Origin of the sequence: Nostoc sp., assembly GCF_036918245.1 — a bacterium.
GTDB lineage: Bacteria > Cyanobacteriota > Cyanobacteriia > Cyanobacteriales > Nostocaceae > Nostoc.
Window position 1 is genome coordinate 60,161 of record NZ_JBALEF010000003.1, and the last position, 20,742, is coordinate 80,902.

A 20,742-nucleotide genomic window follows, 5' to 3' on the forward strand; every position below is an offset into this window, starting at 1 on the left:
ATCACACAAATATCAAACACAGCATTTTCAAAATGCACTCAAAGCTTATCACTACAATAAATTATGGTAAAGATTATTGGTCAAGCAGAAGCTTTTGGCTCACCGGGTATTGAACCTCGATGGACTCATGCTAATAAAGATGGAGTTGGAACAGCTTACTCTACCTCTAGTAACATTTGGTTTACTATCTGGAACGGTATTGTCACTGAAATCTACCATCCCACAGTAGACAGACCCCAAATTCGGGATTTGCAGTATCTAATTTCTGATGGGAAAAGCTTTTTTCACGACGAGAAACGCGATCTCGAATCAAAAGTGCAACCGATGTGGACTCATGGTTTAGGATACCGCATCACTAATTCCGATCCACAAGGACGTTATGCCGTCATCAAAGAAGTGATTGCCGACCCGCATTTCCCCTGTATCTTACAGCACACAAAATTAACAGGAGAGAGCGATTTTATCTCTCAACTTCAGTTATATGCTTTGTGTGCGCCGCATCTGGAAGTTGAAGGTATGGGTAATAATGGTTACGCTGTAGAGGTTGCTGGGCATCGTATTCTGATAGCCCAGAAAAAAGGAACATGGCTAGCACTGGGTGCAACAGTTCCCTTTACCCGCCTTTCCTGTGGTTACGTCGGTGAAAGTGATGGCTGGACAGATTTAGCTGATAATTTCCAGATGGATTGGGAGTTTGATAGTGCTGTAGATGGCAATCTTGCTTTAACTGGAAAACTAAATCTAGATAGCACTAAAGAGTTTACTTTAGGACTGGCGTTTGGTACAAACTTGCATAATGCAATTTCCACGCTATTTCAGTCGCTTAATATTCCTTTTGAACAGCAGAAGCAGCAATACAACGAACAGTGGAACCGATCGCGCCGCAATATCCGACCGCTAGAAAATGTTTCTTATAATGATGGAAAGTTGTATCACAACAGCATTAGTTTGTTGTTAGCACATGAAGACAAAATTTATCCCGGTGCGTTGATTGCATCCCTTGCTATCCCTTGGGGTGAAGCCAAAGACGACCAAGACCAAGGAGGATATCACCTTGTCTGGACAAGGGATATGGTCAGCAGTGTATCAGGTTTAGTGGCTGCTGGTCAAACAGAAACAGCAGTGCGATCGCTAATTTATCTCGCAACTAGTCAACAGGAAGATGGCGGTTTTGCCCAAAATTTCTGGGTTGATGGTGAACCATACTGGAAAGGTATCCAACTAGATGAAGTGGCATTTCCGATTCTTCTAGCATGGCTATTGCACCAACAGAATACTTGTTTAAAATTCGATATTTATCCGATGGTTCTGCGGGCGGCGGGTTATTTAATTCGTAACGGGCCGGCTACCCAACAAGAACGCTGGGAAGAAAACAGTGGTTATTCACCATCAACACTAGCATCCAATATTGCCGCTTTAATCTGTGCTGCTCAATTTGTTCGTCAAGGTGGAGATGAAGCAACAGCAAAGTTTATAGAAGAATACGCAGATTTTTTAGAATCTCACATCGAAGCTTGGACAGTAACTACTGAAGGAACTTTAGTTCCTGGGATCAAACGGCATTATATCCGAATTACTCCCTCAGATGTTAATAATCCTCAAGCGGATGACAATCCTAACCAAGGAACTGTTTTCATCAGCAGTCAACCAGCTGGTGAACCAGCAGAATTTCCGGCCAAGGAAATTGTCGATGGCGGATTTCTGCAATTAGTACGCTATGGAATTCGTAAACCAGATGACCCGATTATTGTTGATTCTGTCAAAGTAATTGATGCAGTATTGAAAGTAGATACACCCGTTGGGCCTTGTTGGCATCGTTACAACCACGACGGCTACGGTCAGCAAGAAGACGGAAGTCCTTATACTGGCTGGGGTAAGGGACGCGCTTGGCCTCTCTTGGCAGGAGAGCGAGGACATTATGAACTAGCTGCTGGCGGCGATGTCAAAACATATATCAAGGCGATGGAAGGATTTGCTTCGGACACTTGTCTGCTACCAGAACAGGTTTGGGATGAGGCAGATATCCCTGATATCTATATGTTTTTAGGAAAACCAACAGGTTCAGCCATGCCTTTAATGTGGGCACACGCAGAGTATATCAAGCTGCTACGGTCAACTCATGACGGACAGGTGTTTGATTTTATTCCAGAGGTGGCAAATCGCTATCTAGGCGAAAGAAAGCAGTGTAAATCATTGGAAATTTGGAAGTTTAACCGACAAATCAGCCAAGTAAAAAAAGGTCAGATATTGCGAATTGACGCTTTAGCATCTTTTCAATTGCACTGGTCCGATAATAATTGGCAAACCACACAAGATACGCTTTCTACTTCCACAAAGTTAGGAGTGAATTTTGTAGATATTTCTGTTTCTGATAACCAGCAACAGCCAATCAGCTTTACCTTTTTCTGGATTGAAAGCAGTAAATGGGAACAACGCAATTATCTAGTTGCGGTTGATTAGTAGCAATTACTTTAAGTTTTGAGTGTTTGTAGTAAGCACTTTAGTGCTTAGAAAATAAGGAATTTAGTCCTTACTCACACAAGAAAAAAGAGCCATTTTTATGCCAAATAACTCATCACATAAATCAACAACTGTGCTATGTGTAAGATGGGTTGGCAACTGGCATGAGAACCCAAAACCACAGTGGATCATCCCACTGTCGGGACGCTGGTTTGTGGAGACTATGGACGGACAGCGAGTCGAGATGGTCCCTGGCAAAATTTCATTTGGGGAAGACTAGAATACAAAAGCAGACGCGCAAGGTCATAAGGTGACTTATCTGGAACAGTAGGCGATGTACCGCCTATTCTGATATGCAACTCGAAGAGACTCCAACTATACAGCAATCCTGTCGCTTGAGGTAGTGATGAGGGCAGTTAACTGACAGCTCAGAGCCGCTACCTTTATCTAATTAAATAGTAACGAAAGATTAAGCATACCAAATGACTGTGCGCCATCACTCAAAGTAATCTTTCTTAAGACAAATAGATAAAAGTGAAGCTAGGGAGTAAAATATTTGAACAAATTAAAACTGATTTAATTCAGAACAAATAATATGTTGAGTATACTTTGGGGTATTGTTGTTATACTGGTTGCTTTTTGGGCATTAGGACTGGCACTTCATATTGCCGGAATCTAATTCATGCAGTGTTGCTTTTAGCCATTGGACTTGCTATCTATAATTTTTTCAAAGCGCGTGATGTGTGAATAAATATAGCATTTCCTCATCATAGTAAGGTACATTATAGTCCCTTCCTCACTTGCGGAGAGAGGTTAAGGATGCGTTCTTGTACCTCACTTATTATCTTGGCAATTGCAAACAAATAATCTCCGTAATTATTTTGATACTTTTTGATAATCTCAGTAATGCTTCCTGTGCAGGAAATAATACAAAATGACCACCTGTCAAGACACAGTAAATTTATTTAAAAGCAGGGATTATTGCAGCAAAATGATGTATTGCCAACCTGCATAATACACCACAAATACTCTTGTAAGGCGGGCAAGACTTCGGCTACACTCAGTCGAACGCTGCCCACCCCACAATAAGTAATTGGATATTTTTTATTTGGAAGTCCCTCTGAGAACTGTTAAACCAGCGCTGCTGTTGCTTTTAATGTAAAAATCTTCTCAATTACATCTTCTACCACCTTATCTGGCGTAGAAGCACCAGAAGTAATTCCCACAACAATTTCTCCATCAGGCAACCAGTTTTCTGTAATTATTAACTGCCCATTTAATTGCCGATGTTCAATAGAATATGCTGATTTAAGGCGTTCAACAGTATCAATATGATAAGAAGGAATTCCTCGCTCAAAGGCGATTTGTTGCAACTGAGTAGTATTCGAGGAATTAAACCCACCAATTACTACCATCAAAGCTAAATTATGTTCCACTAACTCCAACATGGCATCTTGGCGTTCTTGAGTGGCATCACAAATAGTATTGAAGCTTTGGAAATGTTGATTTAACTCAGTGGGGCCATACTTCTGTAACATAGTCCGCTCAAAAAGCTTGCCGATTTGCTCAGTTTCGCCTTTAAGCATTGTAGTTTGGTTAGCAATGCCAACTCTTTCTAAATCGCGATCGGGGTCAAATCCTGCTGAACAAGCTTTCGCAAATTTTGTCAGAAATTCTTCACGATTGCCACCATTGATAATATAGTCAGCAACATAAGCTGCTTCTTGCAAATTCAACACAATTAAATACTTGCCAGCGAAGGAACTAGTCGCAACTGTTTCTTCGTGCTTATATTTACCATGAATTATTGATGTATAATCGACTTTTTTGTGCTTTTCTACTGTATTCCAAACTTTAGAGACCCAAGGACAAGTTGTATCAACAATTTTGCAGCCTTTATCGTGAAGTATCTGCATTTCTTGAACGCTAGCCCCAAAAGCAGGTAATATGACTACATCACCAGTGCCAACAACAGAAAAGTCTTTTTTAGTTCCTTCAATGGGGATAAATTCTACTTCCATCTCCTGCATCCGCTGATTTACAGAAGGGTTGTGGATAATCTCATTAGTAATCCAGATGTGTTCTGTGGGGAAGTGCTGACGGGTTTCATAGGCCATTGCTACAGCCCGTTCTACACCCCAGCAAAAGCCAAAGGCTTGTGCTAGTCGGATTGTCACATCACCCCGTTGTAGGGTGTAATTGCGATCGCGAATTTCCTGAATCAAGTTACTCTGATACTCAGATTGCAACTGGGTGGCAACTTCTGCTTGATGACCAAAGCCCTTGCGATTGTAATTTTCTGAATGTTGGAGGCTACGCTTAAAAGCTTTTGTATCCATTAGATTTGTCTACTTAAATCACTATTTCTTATTTTCTCGCGCCTAGACGCGATTGATACAGAGTTGTCTTCAAAGATATTACTTCTTTTTGGGCTTTAGCCTTTTTCTCCCACAGGATGTTGACGCTGGGGTTTTAATTCAATCTCGCTATAAATCTGCAATGCAGAACGCCAAACCATATAGCCTTCAGGACTTAAGTGTAAACCATCGGTAGTAAATTCGCGGCGGAGATTACCTTGCTTGTTGGTAAACAGGGGATGTAAATCGAGATATTTGACACCTTTTTTGGTAGATATGCTTTGCAGTTGCCGATTCAACTCGCGAATGCGACTGTTAGCAACAGCCAGAAGTTTATCTCGTCCTTTCCAAGTTGCTTCTTCTACGCCATGTGGCAAAATCGATTGGACAACAATTTGCGCTGTGGGATGCGTCTTTCGTAGGTAATTGATAATTTGCCGCTGATTATCTAAAATTTCTCCATTGCTCATCCCCCGAATTAGGTCATTAATGCCAATCATCACAAAAATCACCTCTGGCTGGGTGCGGTCAAATATTTTTAATCTTTTCAAGAGTCCATTGCTAGTTTCGCCAGAAATTCCTTGATTGAGCCAACTTTTACCTTCGGGTAATAACTCAGGGGGAAACCACAAACTCAGAGAATCTCCCGCCAGGATGTTTAAATGCGGAGGACGTTGGTCAGCGGCGACCTTGGCTTCTTGGTTGAGAATGTCTACCCACTCTTGATAAGTGAGTTGGTGACGGCGACCTAAATCAGGTGTAGCAATTTGCGGTGAGTCGTTTAGGTTAATTGACTCTGGGGATGTCGTTATCCCAAAAAAAGCGGCCAATCTCTGCTGTTGCCAAATTAGCAGGATGACCGCCAACATTAGGATGCCGTTGGTTAACAGCGAGAAAAATGCCCAGATAGGAAAGGTTTTTGCAGATGTAGACACGACTAGCGAAATTTACCAATTATTTGAATCAAATTTTAACGCTAGCGATCGCAAATTACACAATCTTAAATTGGGCATTAGAGAAGCAAACAGAAAGTTCTTTCCTCCAAACTCCAAACTCCAAACTCCAAACTCAGCACTCATTACTAAGTAGGACGATCGCCAAACTCGGAATTGTAACCTTCTTCGCCGTGTTCGTTGATATCTAAACCTTGCAATTCTGCTTCCTCTTTGACTCGCAGCCCGACTGTAGCATCAATAACTTTGAGAATAATCCACGTACCAACACCTGCGATCGCATAAGCAACGGCAATTGCTACTAGTTCAACTCCCAATTCACCCAAATTACCACGCAGTACTCCGTCTTTACCTCCTCCGTTGACTTGAGTCGTAGCAAAGATGGCCGTTAAAATTGCCCCTACTGTCCCGCCAACGCCATGCACGGGATAAGTATCTAAAGCATCGTCAATTTCTAGCTTGTGCTTGAAACTCACAGCATAGAAGCAAACAAAGGCGGTGATGAAACCAATTAAAATCGCTGATAGCGGTGTGACAAATCCGGCGGCGGGGGTGATACCCACCAAACCAGCAACGGCTCCTGTAGCCGCTCCCACAGCGGTTGGTTTACCTCGTAAAACGCTTTCCAAAATTAGCCACATTAAAGCAGCTGCCGCTGCTGCCGTATTGGTGGCAACAAAGGCTGTTGTTGCTAAATTTGTTATTAAATTACCAGAAGTTCCACTGGCAGCAGATAAGGCACTTCCAGCGTTGAAACCGAACCAGCCAAACCACAGCAAGGCAGCACCCAGTAAAATGAAAGGAACATTGTGCGGAGGGCTAAGACGATCAGGATGGGTTTTTCGAGGGCCAAGGACGATCGCTGCTACCAGAGCAGAAACGCCAGAACTAATATGAACTACTGTGCCACCTGCAAAGTCGAGGGCACCTAATCCACCGTACAAACCCAAAAATCCACCTTTTGCCCAGACCATGTGGGCCAGGGGGGCGTAAACAAAGGTTGACCACAGGAGGACAAATAGCGAATAGGCGCGGAAACTCATCCGCTCTACGATCGCCCCAGAAATTAAGGCTGGGGTGATAATAGCAAACATCGCTTGGTAAATCATGAATGCCTGATGGGGTATTGTTCCGGCATAAGAGACGACTTCCGGCGGGTTTGACCCTTTGAGATAATCGGTTATCTCTAACCCGACACCATTCAACCCAAGCCATTGCAATCCACCGATAAACGGTAAACCTGGTGCAAAGGCAAGACTATAGCCCCACAGAATCCAGGTAACTCCAACGATCGCCATTAACACAAAGCTCATCATCAATGTGTTTAGGATGTTGCGCGATCGCACAAATCCACCATAGAAAAACGCCAATCCCGGAGTCATTAGCAGCACAAGTGCTGCTGAAATCAGCATAAATGCTGTGTCTCCAGTATCAGCAGTAGGCGGGGCAGCAGTTGGGGTTTGGGCAAAAGCATTGCCCATCAACGGCCCTGCTAAAAATAGTAGGGTGATAGCTCCAATCATCACAACTTTCTTCAACACTTTTTTTTCTTCCTAAGCACCAATGATTTGTATCCTTAACTACATTTGATTACTTTTATGGACACATTTTTGTCTTGAAAGTTACTTAACCTGAATTTTCTTGAGATGTTAACAAAAATATAAACCGGATTGTAGTTGCCAAGATTTAAATTAGCGTATAAACACGCAATCATTACATTGCATCTTTTTTTTTAAGAGAAAAATAGTATTTTATTCAGGCCTGACAAAATTCCAAATTTTTAGTTACCTACTGTTACAAACCAAAATAATTGTGGTAGTTGACACATATTGTCAACTAGTGTCAGTATTTTCCGAGAATTTGCACAAATATGCAGCAGATTTCAACTTCTTTACGAGCGCGAACAGCCTGTCAAAGACAGAGGCTACGTCAATATGAGATACAGAAATACCCTACTCGTGCGATCGCGATCGTCTCCTAGAGAAGGGAGAAGCAAGTAGCGTAAGGGTTGGGGAGAAGTATACCTCATGTAGTTGCAAAATGCTGCCTCATGAGTTCTCTTTATATCTCCCGCATAAACACCTAGATATCCAGATACCTGCTTCTGACAGGTTAGTTGCGAAAAAACTTTTGCAATTTTGCGTGAGATTATTATCTGTTTCAAAGGGAACAATATAAAAGTTATTGGTCAAAAAAAATAATATAGAAATTTTACTTAAGTTCTGGGAGCAAACATGATAATTAAAACACTCACTAAAGCTAAACATACTCCGATTAAGTCATAACGGTCTGGAGTTACCCCGTCTACCTTCCAACCCCAAAGCATTGCAATTGCGATAAATACACCGCCGTAAGCCGCATATACTCTGCCAAAATTTGCCGATTGGAAAGTTGCAATAACCCCATAGAAAGCTAAAGCAATTCCCCCCAATATGCCCAACCAGAACGGCTTACCTTCGCGCAACCACAACCAGATCAAGTAGCCGCCCCCAATTTCCAATAAACCAGCCCACAAAAAATACAGCAGAGACTTAATCATTTGACGGATTATTTAATAACATATAACTCAGTAAAATTACGCTAACGCTTTTAAGTAAACTATTGTCATTAATTAAGGTAAGTTTATTGACCAAATTGGGCATGGGGCACAAGAGGCAGAGGTGCAAAGGGGCAGAGGGGCAGGGGGGGAAAACTTACTCAACTTCTCCTGTCTTTCTCTGCCCCTCTGCTCCCCTGCTCCCTTATCCCTCCACTCCCGACTCTCCAGAATGTAGATAAGGCTCAAGGATGAAAGCACCATTACCTGATAACGAAGCACAGAGAATCGAAACACTTTTGCAGTATAAGATTCTTGATACGCCATCGGAAGCCGCCTTTGACGATCTGACTCGTTTAGCCTCGTATATTTGTCAGACTCCTATTGCCTTAATTAGTCTGATTGATACAAATCGCCAATGGTTTAAGTCAAGAGTCGGTTTGGATGCCCTAGAAACACACCGAGATTTTGCATTCTGTGCCCATGCCATCCTTCAGCCTGATATTTTGGTCGTACCTGATACCAAAGATGACAAACGGTTCGTTACAAATCCACTGGTAACATCTGACCCAAATATTCGGTTTTATGCTGGCGTACCTCTGATTAACCCTGAAGGATATACGCTCGGAACCTTGTGTGTAATTGACTACGTACCACGAGAACTAAATCCAGAACAAATAGAGGCATTACGAACTTTAGGTCGTCAAGTCATTAAGCAACTGGAATTGCGCCGAAATTTAGCAAGTTTGGTACTTGTTACCAAGAAAGGCAAACAGGCACAGAGGGTACGCAAGCAATTTTTCAAAAAGATTGCCGCAAGTTTTGGTTTGTCGTCAGTAATTTTAGTTCTGATTGGGGTGGTTTCTTATCAAAATACAACACTATTTACTAATAATCGCAGTATAGTAAAAAACACTTATAAAAAACTTAATAGCCTAGAAGAAATACTGTCCCAGATAAAAGATGCTGAGACTGGACAAAGTAGCTACATCTTTACTGGAGAAAAACTTTATCTAAAATCGTATCAAACAGCACTTGGTAACGTCGATCGAGAAATTGTCAAGCTGAAGAGTTTAACAGCAGATCGACCGAATCAACAAAAGCAGATTGCAAGGCTTGAATTTCTGATAACGGCTAAACTTACTGAACTAAAAGAGACTATCAACTTGCGCCAGAACAAGGGATTAGAAGCGGCGTTGCAAGTACTACTGAGAAACGATCGACAAAATCTCATGGATGATATCCGCAAGGCGATCGATGAGATGGAAAACGAGTCCAGGGGACAACTCCAAGAGCAGTCACAAGCCGCAAAGAATCTGGATCGCAACACAATTGTGACACTTGCGATCGCTATTTGCCTAAGTTTTATCGTTCTTGCTATAGTCTACTACTTGATCTATCGTGAGGTTATTGAGCGAAAAAAGACAGAAGAAACCTTAAATCAAGAACGCAACTTTATCTCAGCAGTCCTTGATACAGTCGGTGCGTTAGTAATAGTTCTCAATTCTCAAGGGCAAATCGTTCGTTTCAATCAAGCTTGTGAGCAAATAACTGGTTACTCCTTTGATGAAGTCAGAGATAGGTATTACTGGAACTTGTTCCTGATTTCTGAAGAGGTGGAGCCGATTAAAGCAGTTTTCGAGCAATTGCTAACTGGTCAACTCCCCCATGAGTACGAAAATTATTGGGTAATGAAGAATGGTAGTCGGCGGCTGATTTCCTGGTCAAATACCATTTTAAAAGACTATGAAGGCCGTGTTGAGTACATTGTTGGCACTGGCATTGACATTACCGATGGCAAACGAACACAGCAGCATCTGACTGCACAATATGCTGCAACCCGCGTCCTAGCAGAGTCCGCCACAATCAACGAAGCTACCCGCAAAATTTTGCAAGGGATCTGTGAGAGTTTGAGATGGGATTTGGGTGAAATTTGGATGGTCGATCGACAGGCAAATGTGTTGCGTTTTCTCGATATCTGGCATAAACCATCCCTTGAGATGCAAGAATTTGAAACACTGAAGCGGCAAACCACCTTTACACCCGGAATTGGACTACCTGGTAGAGTTTGGGCTAGTTCTGAACCTGTTTGGATTACTGATATCGCTAAAGATATTAATTTCCCTAACTTCAAAATAGCTGCTCAAGTAGGACTACACGCAGCTTTTGGTTTTCCAATCCGCAGCGGTAACAAAATCCTCGGTGTCATTACCTGCTTCAACCGGGAAATCCAGCCGCTTGACGAAAATTTAGTCAAAGCGATGAATTCTATCGGCGAGCAAGTGGGACAATTTATCCAGCGTAAACAGGCTGAAGAAGAAATACAACGCCAAAATTTGCGATCGCAACTATTTACCGAAATCACCCTGAAGATTCGCCAGTCTTTGCATATCGAAGAAATTCTCCAAATCACTGTCGAAGAAGTACAACAGATTCTCCAGACTGACCGAGTTTTAATCTATCAGCTTTTGCCAGATCAGTCTGCAAATACCGTTATTGAAGCAGTAGTTTCTGGCTTACCAGCAATCAAAGAGCAAAACAACACCGCCCCCTACTTTGAAGCAGAATATCTCCAACAGTACTATCTACAGCAGTACCGTCAAGGAAAGATTTTCGGACTGGCTAACTTGGATCTCTTGGAAGTTGAACAAAGTCATCTGGAATTAATGCAACAGTTTGGGGTGAAAGTCAATTTGGTTGTACCCATTCTTGTTAAAGAAGAACTTCGCGGTTTGCTCATAGTTCATCAGTGTGACGATTCCCACCACTGGTCTAGCTTTGAAACTCATCTTTTGCGGCAAATAGCCGACCAAGTAGGTATTGCTTTAACCCAAGCCCAACTATTAGCAGCAGAAACTCGTCAGCGACAAGAACTGGAAATTGCCCGTCGCCAAGCCGAATTAGCTTCTCAGACAAAAAGTGCCTTTTTGGCAAATATCAGTCATGAGATTCGCACGCCGATGAACGCTGTATTGGGAATGACCAGTTTGGTGTTAGATACTCCCTTAGACCCAGAACAGCGAGATTTTATTGAAATAATTCGGAGTAGTGGAGACGCCCTTTTAAGTTTAATCAACGAGATTTTGGATATTTCCAAACTTGAGGCTGGAGAGATGGCTCTCGAAACTCTTGATTTTGACCTATCCACTTGTGTAGAAGAAGTGGTGGAATTATTGGCTCCCTCAGCCCATAACAAGGGATTAGAAATTGCCGCACTGATTGATCGCAACGTTCCCACCCAACTCAAAGGAGATACTGGTAGGCTGCGGCAAATTTTGATGAACTTAATCAGCAACGCGATCAAATTTACCAGCGCTGGCGAAGTATTAGTGCAAGCCGAATTGCGATCGCTTTCCTCGACTACAGCCACCATCCATTTTGCCATTACAGATACAGGTCTTGGCATTAGCCTTGAAGACCAACGCAAACTCTTTACGCCATTTACCCAAGTGGATGCTTCGACCACTCGCAAGTATGGTGGTACCGGTTTGGGATTAGCCATCTGTAAACAACTTGTAACTTTGATGGGAGGAGTGATTGGGGTAGAAAGTCAGATGGACAAAGGATCTAAGTTTTGGTTTGAGGTGCTTTTTACCAAACAAGTTGAGCCTGTTGAGCCAAAATGCGAACGCGGGCTTTTGCAAAATCGCCGCTTATTGGTGGTGGATAACAACACTACTAATTATAAAATCATCTCTCATCAAGCTACTCATTGGGGAATGGAGGTAGATCGAGCTGACAGTATTGCTGCCGCCCTTAAAGTTATTCAGCAAGCTAGTGAGCAGGGGAAATCATATCATGTTGCCTTGGTTGATATGCAAATACCCCAAACAAATAGCATGACAATAAAAGAACAAATTCCAGCCAATTCTGCAATTGCTAAGATCCCTTTGATTATGCTCGCCTCTACTAATCAACGGGATGAAGTGCAACAGGCGCTCAAAATCGGATTTGCTGCTTATTTAGTCAAACCCATTAAGCCATCACGACTCCTTGATGCCATCATAAATATTTTAGAAACTCAGCCGGAATCAGAACAAGGGTTTAGAGGCAGGAGGCTAGAGGCTACAGAAGAAATTCCGAGTAGAGAAACTTCAGGTATTCTGACTTCTTCCCCTAACTCCTCTACTAAATCCAAGTTAAGAATTCTCTTAGCCGAAGATAATTTGGTGAATCAGAAAGTAGCACTAAAGCAACTCCAGAGTTTGGGCTATAAAGCCGATGTCGTTGCGAATGGAAAGGAAGTTTTGCAGCTATTAGAAAAAATTCCTTACGATTTGATTTTAATGGATTGCCAAATGCCAATTCTCGACGGTTTGGAAACCACAAAAGAAATTCATCGTTGGCAAGAGGACGCTTTTGCATTGGGTCATCGTCCTGTGGTGATTGCAATGACAGCTAATGTGATGAAAGAAGACGAACAAACGTGTCTAAATGCCGGAATGGACGACTATTTGAGTAAGCCAGTATTTAAAGAAAAATTGGCTGAGACTTTAGAGCATTGGACAGGTGTGATCGTTTCCCAACAAGAAGCAGCTGTGTATGAACAGACAGTTTCCACTGACTTAGCAATTGATTGGGAACACTTGCATCAAATATCAGGAAATGATCAAGAATTTGAATTAAATCTATTGCAAATATGCGTTGAAGATACTAAACCCCGTTTAGAGATAATTAAAGCAGCGTTCGCATCTGATGACTTTGGGCAAATAGCGCGACAAACTCATCACCTTAAAGGAGCTAGTGCCAACATTGGAGCCACAGCTATGTACTTAGCAGCTGACAAATTAGAACAACTAGCTAACGATCAAGACTTTAAAGGTACTACTAATTTAATTTTAGAATTAGAAGAGTTTGTCAACTGTATTCAATACTTTTTAAGTAAAAATAAAGTCGTGAAGGAGGCAGGAGGCAGGAGGCAGGAGGCAGGTGGTCACTGAGCGACTTGCCTTGACTTGTACTAAGCGAACGCGAGTGCGTCTCGTAGAGAAGGTACTGGTTTTGCCGCGCTCGTGCCAAATGCTGAAAAATGGTCACATGAGGCGATAGTTGCAAGGTAAAATGCGCGACAAGAGTGGATGGAGAAGCTGAAGATGGCGGAGATTTTTGGGGGAAAAACCTGCAAAAGAGTTTCTTTACGAGTGTTGGAATGATCATCCTGCTTTACAGATTGTGATTAAAAAACTATTGGCGAAGTTTGGGCAATGGGAATCGCTTGCGTGGATAGGGTGTTTGGGTAGTGCGATTGCCCAACATGGCAATGCTGTCGGGCGATGGCTTCTATGACACTGCATCAAGAACAATTGCCCGATCCATCCCGACACTTGACATTATGTAAATAATATACTACATTTGTAGTACAAAGAATAGCCTCCTCAAAAGCATTGCAATAATGCTTTCTTGGGTCTGTAGCTCTAACGGTAGAGTTCCCAGATGTCACTTGTGCCCTGACAGAAAAAGCTTACATACTTGCTCAATGGTAGAGCGATCGTCTCTAAAACGATAAGTGCAGGTTCAATTCCTGCGGTGTTACCACAGCTTTTTCAACTTGCATGAGGTGTGAGTGTAACTCTCACAGGGAGGGTATCGGTTCAATCCCGATCAGATCCACTAATATCAATTCGTAATTAAAACAAGAGGTGATTGTAATGGTTCATATTCGATTTGAAGGACGTTCTGTTGATGTGCCAAAAATACAATTGGGAATTGCAGCAGGGATGAATGATGTGGCAGTGAAGGAGTGCGTTGCTCGGCATTTAGATGTGAATAGCGATCGCCTCTCTGCTTACGTAATCGATCGCCGTCCTAGTGGCAATCTGATCGTCCGCCCTGAAGCTGTCTATGGTTAAATTTCCTAGTCATCCGTGCCCTAAAAGAAGAAGCATACATACACATTCATAACGGCCCTAAGGTAGTAAAGTTCAAGCGATCGAATCAGCGAAGCATGATTTCTAATCTCGCAGATTTAGCGTGCGTGCCCACTGCCAATATTTGGTAAGAGCGACCGTAGCTGTAAAAAGCTTCTTGAACTTGCACAGAATGATTTAAGACTTAATTCCGCGCCCTAACTTGTGAAGCCTACACACTCCGGCAACGGAATGCAGGTTCAAATCCTGTCGCTCCCTTTGATGGGAGCGTAGCCAAATTGGTATAGGCAATTGTGAAAACTGCTTTGCTAACTTGTGCGGAATTTCAATTATTTAAATCGGATTTATCTATAACCTTTACTCAATACAGAGGTGAGTTCAATGATGTTGGCTAACTCATGTTTAATAACAACTCAATTAGTACAAGTGCATTTAAACAACGTGAGATATGAGCGAACATCGTTTGAGCGAGATTGTGATTGAGCGTCCTCGCGGTGGGAGGAGAATTAGCCTCAAAAAGATGACTGGCTATGACTTTTGTCCTTGTGATTCTGGTCGCTGCTTTCAAACAGTGCTGTCGCAATAGCGGCAGATATGATGGCAGCTTACGCAGCTACTACTTTTAGGGAATAGTACCAACGATTTCGATACTTTACATCAAATTTCTAATTGGCAGTTGTTGCCGCGCCCTGATCGCAGAAGCTTACATAACTCTGCACAAGTTATACACAATGCTTCTACAACTTGCGCGGTGATTTAATCGCCCCGCGTGCAACATCTGTCTCCTCATTCATCACAACTAGAGGAGGTTCATAATGAACATCGCAGAACGTGACCTGCGTTTGGAAATGCTCAACAGTTTGCTAACAACTCCTCACCGCAAGCTTGAGCAAGTCGCAGAAATTCATCAGTTAATTGTTGAACTCGATCCCATATTCTACGGACACCTGGCAGTTTGGTATCAACGTCATGGTGATGTCCGCGACCACAAAGAGGTGTTTGTTGCTCATTTGTTAACCAGCAATTTGACTGAACATCGAGATGCTGGATTTATGATGTTGCAAGAATTTCCTCCCTATCAAGTGGCTCGTGTGGTGGACTTCATGAAGCAGCAGCAGAATAAACTGCCTCGTTCTGCTCGGACTGCGGTACGGCGTTATTTAAAGGTGCGAGAGAGCAATCCGGCTCTGTTTGATCGCGCTGCTCTGCGAGGTCGTAAAGCAATGAAGCACTTATACGCTTCACTGCACATCAAGCCAAATGAGCGGGCAAATGCGATTCTATTCCGCGATACTCCTCCAGAGGGTTCTTTAGCAAATGTGCTGAAGCAGCTTGCTAAGGCAGAAAATGCCGCAGAACAGGCACGGCTGATTGTAGAGTTCAAAATTCCATATACGATCGCAATTGGTGCTATCAAGCAACTTACACCAGTTGTATTGGTGGCGTTAATCAACAGCATGACTCCTCAAGAAGCAATCAACAACCTCAAGTCTCTCCAGACTAGAGGTGCAATAGATCACCCAGAAGTCAAGAAGCTGATTGATTCCAAACTGGAAGCAGCGTCTAAGAGTACGCGTGTCTCAGCATTCAAAGCCCAGATTGCCACAGACGCAGGAGATTTTGACGCAGACACCGTTGCTCAACTGGAAAAGGTGACAAACGAACAGGTAAAGCGGCGTGGTGCGATCGCTCGTCCAACCGCTTTATTGGTGGACAAGTCTGGTTCAATGGAAAATGCGATCGCGATCGGTAAGCAACTTGCTGCCCTAATCTCTGGTATCACTCAGGCAGAACTGTTTGTCTACGCCTTTGACACCATTCCTTACGCTGTTACGGCAAAGGGCAAGGAGTTGACCGACTGGGAGCGTGCTTTCCAGCACATCAAGGCAGGCGGTAGCACTAGCATCGGCTGTGCATTGGAAGCAATGCGGAAGAAGAAGCAGGTGGTTGACCAGATTATCCTGGTGACGGATGAGGGCGAAAATGCGGCTCCTTATTTCGGTGAAGTCTACAAGAACTACTGCCGGGAGTTGGCGATAATGCCCAATGTGGTGATTGTCCGTGTGGGTACTCATTACGACTGGGTGGAGAGCCAACTGAAGCAGCAGCAAGCACCTGTAGATACGTTCACCTTCGAGGGTGATTACTACAGCTTGCCGAATCTCGTCCCACTTCTAACGCGCCCCTCTCGTCTGGATTTGCTGATGGAGATTTTGGATATGCCGTTGCCTGTGCGAGATGATAAGTAGATATAAAATTGGGCATTATTCATACTACTTAGCGAACAAGCCCAATTTTAGAGAGCAATTTTTATGGAAAGCTTTTATACTTGTGAAAAAACCTTGTTATAAATATGGACTTGAATGAGCAAATAAAGCTAAACATAATTTTTCCACAAACAGCTTGGTTAAATTCGCAAATGGGATTCTCAGGAATAGAAACCCTAAGAAGGGAGCTTTTAAAGATGAAGCAGAGTCAAGAAATAGACTTTGTTTACTTACGTGACTATCAAGCTATTCTCTTTAAGATAGAAGCTTTAAATCAAGATTTAATTCAAAATATTCTTAATTTAACCCAAGAAATACTGCCGCCAGCTTATCAAATTCCTATAATTTTGGATAAAATCTATTTAATAGTATCAAAAACAGAAATCATTATATGTAATTATGATGACGAAAAATTCCAAAAATTACTTCAAGATGCACATTTGCAATTGTCATATCAGGAAATACCGGAGAATCTATCTAAACTAGACTTATTGGAAGTGAATCAATTATGTGATGACTTTGGAAAAGGTGATAATTTTTGTTGTGTACTTAAAGAATTTGACATTTTAAAGCTTTATGAATCAATCCTAATAGATGAAATTTTCAGCTTTAAACTAGTCGGAGTTCTTATAGATATAAAAACTAATTACTTTGCTCTAGAATATGAGTTATTGCGTCCTTATAGTCCTGGTGATTACAAATTTATAGAAACTCAAATAACAAAAGGACTATTAGAAGGGAGTAGTCACCGAATTAGCGGACTAGACTTTGACAAGTTTTTTTGGATGCATAGTAATCTCAGAAAAAATTATTTTAGATTTAGACGATACATACACTACAGTAATGCAGTGGTTAGAATTAGAGCGATATGGGAGAAGCTGATCGGACTTGCTGTACTTTTAGAAAGACCTGTTGATTTTAATAAAGTTCAAAGTGCCAAAAGTGTTAAGTCAGAGTTTATAAAAAAATTTGAAAATTCTCACAATGTTGTTACTCAATTAATTTGGGATTATTTACATTCTATGGTAATTTTTGATGAGCAGTTTCGTACTCCTGAACTCCATAAAACTGGAAGAATAATTCATTGGTCTACCCAGGAGCGGTATGAAGTGGAATCAAATAGACTTTTGGCTTATCGTAATGACTTAAATAGAGTGTTGATAAGAATTGCTGATTTGCTTTTAAAAAATAGTAATGAATGCTGAATACCCAAACGAATTCATGATAAGCAAAAAGTCTAAAAATTAAAGAGAAAGGATTTACCGCTCAAATCCAAACTTATCTATTTATATTTTTGAAGTTATAATTTGTAGTATGTAAATTCCATCATTTACTCAAGCCAAGTAGGTGATATCGATGAGCGAGATGAAGAAGGCATATTAAAGTAGCAGCGATCGCTCTACTCCAAAATCTCTCTTTTCATCTCTTGAAACTGTTGTATTATACTATATTATGATAATATCCTGCGTGCCTCAACTCGTGGAGCCTACATACTAATACGAGAGGAAAGGTAACACTGCTTGCAGTGGGCGTGTATGAACGGGGAGTGCGAAAAACCTGGAAAGTGGGCTTAGAAATAGCCATCTTTGAAAGAGTGTGTAACAACTCACTAGCGGAGTTCCTTTGGATATTGCAGTAAGGAGGACTGTTTTAGGCATTGCTTTTAAAATGACGTTTTGATTCATTTATTCTTTTTTGTAGTTGAGTAATCGTAAAATAAGCAAACAATATCCCTAAAGGTGCAACAGTCGATGCCGATTCAGGAACACGTTTACTCTCTACTGTCACATTGGGATCAGCAGCATCGCCTGTGGAATAAATGTAATTAAAAGCGTCTTTATCGTTAAGAATACTTGCACGTAAAAACAAACCACTCCACCGGGCAATTGTTTCAATAGCTACATCTTGATTAAGTGTAGAATTTATCGGGTCAGGAATTGCACCAGCAGGATTATTTGTATTTGTGATACTAAAATGATTGGCACCTTTGATATTAATCAGTGCAGCGGGTGGATTTTTAATTTTGTCATAAGTTAAACTAGCCCGGAAAGGCAGCGCTCTACCATCACGATCCCCTTGCAGGAGTGCAACTGGTATTCCATCATTGTTAATAGGAAGATAAACATCATTCTCATCGCGAAGATTACCACCAAAGAATGCTCCTGCTACAATTTGTTTGGGTCGTGAGAAAGAACCCGGACAAAGTGTTGGTGTCACGCATAAATTTCCAATTGTAGATAATCCTACAGCGCTGCCTAATGAATGACCCAATAATCCTACTTTCTCTGTATCCAGCAAGCCGACAATAGGTGAACTAGTATTCTTATTTTCAACTACAATTTGTTGTAAAGCTGTATCAATTTGGGTAGTTTGGGGTAATAATGCTTCGCCAAATATTGGAGCTATACGCTTGCTGTTTGGCACCACTACTACAAATCCATAGCGTGCAACTTGTTGAGCGTAATTAGAGTAATTTGATTTGTCAACTAGTGCGCCTTGTAGCAATAGTGCTACTGGAAAGGAATAATTGCTTGTTTTTAAGTCTGTTGGATTAGGGTAGTAAATATCAGCTAGATTATTATCTCCAGTAATAGTAGTACTGTAGCTAGCAACGTTGTCAAACACAGGTGTAGGATTAAAGGAAGAAGCAGACGCTATTTCATTAACACCCAATACGAGTAACGATGTGCTTGTACAAACTACTGACAAAGCTTTGATATTCAACAAAATAGCTACTCCCTTTCTAAGCAACAAGACGTATTTATTCTAATACTTCTGTTTAAACTACCATAGTATTTGTACCCTTAATTTTTTTCCTGTAGGTAGATGCTAGGGTGTAACCCAAGAGGTTTTAGAAACTCAAACCCTGTCCTTTCCCAATCATTAAAATAACGTTGATCCCATTAGCGCACTGCGATCGCTGTATATTTTTAGTAAGGCAACCTGTACTATTTTGTGGCGATTAGTTACAGTGACAATAGTTATATTTAGTTATGCATACCGAGTGCGATCGCCTATATTAAGGATGCTTCCGTACCATTGCCCTTACGCATGGCAGGTACAAATGAGCGATCGCTGACGCAGTAGATAATTCAAATCATCTTCATCTAGCTTGACCTCTTGTCTTGTAATCGGGAAGGTAGCATTTTTTGTAGTATATTGTATTATAGTAATATCCTGCGTGCCCCAACTCTTGGAGCCTACATACTAGTACGAGAGGAAAAGTAACACTGTCAAATACAGTGGGCGTGTGTGAACGGGGAGTGCGAAAAACCTGGGAGGTAGGCTTAAAAGTAGCCATCCTTGAAAGAGTGTGTAACAACTCACCAGCGGAGTCCCTCTAGTAACTGAGAACACGCAATGCTCCACCAACTTGCACGCACATTAATTCGTAATTCGTAATTTAGATTTCATTTCCGTTTCTGGAATTGCATCTATAGCATTCTGTTGAAAATGAGTATTAGTTATGACTAATATATTTAAGCTAATTAACCAAATTGCGATCGCAGAAGCACAGTTATATACCACCCAATTCCTTGCCCCGTGCGTCAAAGGTGGACGAGTTCGCACACGGGTAGCCGGGATGATCTACACCTTCAGTCCAAAGCCTAGTAAATTTGAAGGTTGGGGCATCTTTCAGGCTGTGGATGAAAAAATAGCAACGGTTGTAGAAGAAGCAGACTTGCCCCAGATTGCGGAATACCTGCAACACTTTCCCCAAATACGACTGCGGTTAGCACACCAAATGCGGGGACAAACTTGGTTAGCATATCCCGTGAATGAAGTAGATATGCGTCAACGGTTGAAGGTAGTTAAGCCGATCGCAGTGCATCTAGTAACTGAGGGTATCGCCTTTGAGCAAATCATTGTCCGATGGAATGGGCAGTCATGCTGGTTCGAGGAAGTAGATCGCCGTACCGATCCGGTAATTGTTGAAACTCTGCAATCTGCTGTTAAGCAACTCATTCCTGCTGAGGAATTACAGTTTAAGGGCATTACTCCAGAAATCCGCACAGTGTATGAATTAGCAACTCGGCGCATTGAGGTATTTAGTCAACCTCAACAGGATGAAAAGCGATTGAGAAAGGCATTGCAAATGGGCGGCGGTACCTTAACTCAATTCTATGATCGCAGCGATTACTGGACAGTCGATTGGACAACTGCTGATGGTGTTCGCCATAGTAGTGCGATCGCTAAAACTGATTTGACTGTTGTTAGTTCTGGCATTTGTCTGAGTGGACGCGATCGCGATTTTGACTTGCAATCCTTAGTAGGTGTCATGGAACAACAAGAATGGTGAGA

General features: G+C 41.9%; 12 protein-coding genes and 1 other annotated feature. Of the genes, 7 read left to right on the forward strand and 5 right to left on the reverse strand.

Annotation, left to right across the window (positions count from 1 at the left end; all coding sequences use genetic code 11):
* Nucleotides 1-63: 63 nt before the first annotated feature.
* Nucleotides 64-2,460, forward strand: coding sequence for a glycoside hydrolase family 15 protein (locus tag V7L12_RS01140; protein WP_335081343.1), 2,397 nt, complete (start codon nt 64-66; stop codon nt 2,458-2,460).
* A gap of 1,130 nt (nt 2,461-3,590) precedes the next feature.
* Here the strand turns inward: V7L12_RS01140 and V7L12_RS01145 are convergent.
* The 4 genes from V7L12_RS01145 to V7L12_RS01160 form a co-directional block, all read right to left on the reverse strand.
* Complete coding sequence (locus tag V7L12_RS01145; protein WP_335081345.1) at nt 3,591-4,799, reverse strand: 4-hydroxy-3-methylbut-2-enyl diphosphate reductase; 1,209 nt, start codon at nt 4,797-4,799, stop codon at nt 3,591-3,593.
* A 95-nt stretch (nt 4,800-4,894) separates the two neighbouring features.
* Nucleotides 4,895-5,752: an SGNH/GDSL hydrolase family protein gene (locus V7L12_RS01150; protein ID WP_335081347.1), complete on the reverse strand. Its 858-nt coding sequence runs from the start codon at nt 5,750-5,752 to the stop codon at nt 4,895-4,897.
* A gap of 146 nt (nt 5,753-5,898) precedes the next feature.
* Nucleotides 5,899-7,293, reverse strand: coding sequence for an ammonium transporter (locus V7L12_RS01155; protein ID WP_442947862.1), 1,395 nt, complete (start codon nt 7,291-7,293; stop codon nt 5,899-5,901).
* A gap of 692 nt (nt 7,294-7,985) precedes the next feature.
* Nucleotides 7,986-8,309 carry a YnfA family protein gene (locus V7L12_RS01160; protein ID WP_335081351.1) on the reverse strand — a complete coding sequence of 108 codons (324 nt, stop codon included), beginning with the start codon at nt 8,307-8,309 and terminating at the stop codon, nt 7,986-7,988.
* Nucleotides 8,310-8,557: 248 nt separating this feature from the next.
* Between V7L12_RS01160 and V7L12_RS01165 the strand changes: the two genes are divergently transcribed.
* The 5 genes from V7L12_RS01165 to V7L12_RS01185 all read left to right on the forward strand — a co-directional run bounded on the left by V7L12_RS01165 (nt 8,558) and on the right by V7L12_RS01185 (nt 17,645).
* Nucleotides 8,558-13,246 carry a GAF domain-containing protein gene (locus V7L12_RS01165; protein ID WP_335081353.1) on the forward strand — a complete coding sequence of 1,563 codons (4,689 nt, stop codon included), beginning with the start codon at nt 8,558-8,560 and terminating at the stop codon, nt 13,244-13,246.
* Nucleotides 13,247-13,954: 708 nt separating this feature from the next.
* The gene (locus V7L12_RS01170) at nt 13,955-14,155 is read left to right on the forward strand and encodes a hypothetical protein (protein ID WP_335081355.1); all 201 of its coding nucleotides are present in this window, start codon (nt 13,955-13,957) and stop codon (nt 14,153-14,155) included.
* A gap of 466 nt (nt 14,156-14,621) precedes the next feature.
* The gene (locus tag V7L12_RS01175; RefSeq protein WP_335081357.1) at nt 14,622-14,759 is read left to right on the forward strand and encodes a hypothetical protein; all 138 of its coding nucleotides are present in this window, start codon (nt 14,622-14,624) and stop codon (nt 14,757-14,759) included.
* A 229-nt stretch (nt 14,760-14,988) separates the two neighbouring features.
* Nucleotides 14,989-16,422 (forward strand): vWA domain-containing protein, encoded by a 1,434-nt coding sequence (locus tag V7L12_RS01180; protein WP_335081359.1) that lies wholly within the window; start codon nt 14,989-14,991, stop codon nt 16,420-16,422.
* Between the two features lie 104 nt (nt 16,423-16,526).
* A complete protein-coding gene (locus tag V7L12_RS01185; RefSeq protein ID WP_335081362.1) occupies nt 16,527-17,645 on the forward strand; it encodes a hypothetical protein in 1,119 nt (372 codons plus the stop codon).
* Nucleotides 17,646-18,090: 445 nt separating this feature from the next.
* On the opposite strand, the gene V7L12_RS01190 is transcribed toward V7L12_RS01185, so the two are convergent.
* The gene (locus V7L12_RS01190) at nt 18,091-19,167 is read right to left on the reverse strand and encodes an alpha/beta hydrolase family protein (protein WP_335081364.1); all 1,077 of its coding nucleotides are present in this window, start codon (nt 19,165-19,167) and stop codon (nt 18,091-18,093) included.
* Between the two features lie 547 nt (nt 19,168-19,714).
* Nucleotides 19,715-19,770 (forward strand) — a sequence feature (23S ribosomal RNA rRNA prediction is too short).
* Nucleotides 19,771-19,906: 136 nt separating this feature from the next.
* Between V7L12_RS01190 and V7L12_RS01195 the strand changes: the two genes are divergently transcribed.
* The gene (locus tag V7L12_RS01195; RefSeq protein WP_335081366.1) at nt 19,907-20,740 is read left to right on the forward strand and encodes a hypothetical protein; all 834 of its coding nucleotides are present in this window, start codon (nt 19,907-19,909) and stop codon (nt 20,738-20,740) included.
* Nucleotides 20,741-20,742: the final 2 nt, after the last annotated feature.

Coding starts and splice junctions, on each gene's coding strand:
- V7L12_RS01165 (WP_335081353.1), top strand. CDS start 8,558: ATGAAAGCACCATTACCTGATAACGAAGCACAGAGAATCGAAACACTT.
- V7L12_RS01145 (WP_335081345.1), bottom strand. CDS start 4,799: ATGGATACAAAAGCTTTTAAGCGTAGCCTCCAACATTCAGAAAATTAC.
- V7L12_RS01185 (WP_335081362.1), top strand. CDS start 16,527: ATGGACTTGAATGAGCAAATAAAGCTAAACATAATTTTTCCACAAACA.
- V7L12_RS01195 (WP_335081366.1), top strand. CDS start 19,907: ATGACTAATATATTTAAGCTAATTAACCAAATTGCGATCGCAGAAGCA.
- V7L12_RS01175 (WP_335081357.1), top strand. CDS start 14,622: ATGAGCGAACATCGTTTGAGCGAGATTGTGATTGAGCGTCCTCGCGGT.
- V7L12_RS01160 (WP_335081351.1), bottom strand. CDS start 8,309: ATGATTAAGTCTCTGCTGTATTTTTTGTGGGCTGGTTTATTGGAAATT.
- V7L12_RS01180 (WP_335081359.1), top strand. CDS start 14,989: ATGAACATCGCAGAACGTGACCTGCGTTTGGAAATGCTCAACAGTTTG.
- V7L12_RS01155 (WP_442947862.1), bottom strand. CDS start 7,293: ATGATTGGAGCTATCACCCTACTATTTTTAGCAGGGCCGTTGATGGGC.
- V7L12_RS01170 (WP_335081355.1), top strand. CDS start 13,955: ATGGTTCATATTCGATTTGAAGGACGTTCTGTTGATGTGCCAAAAATA.
- V7L12_RS01140 (WP_335081343.1), top strand. CDS start 64: ATGGTAAAGATTATTGGTCAAGCAGAAGCTTTTGGCTCACCGGGTATT.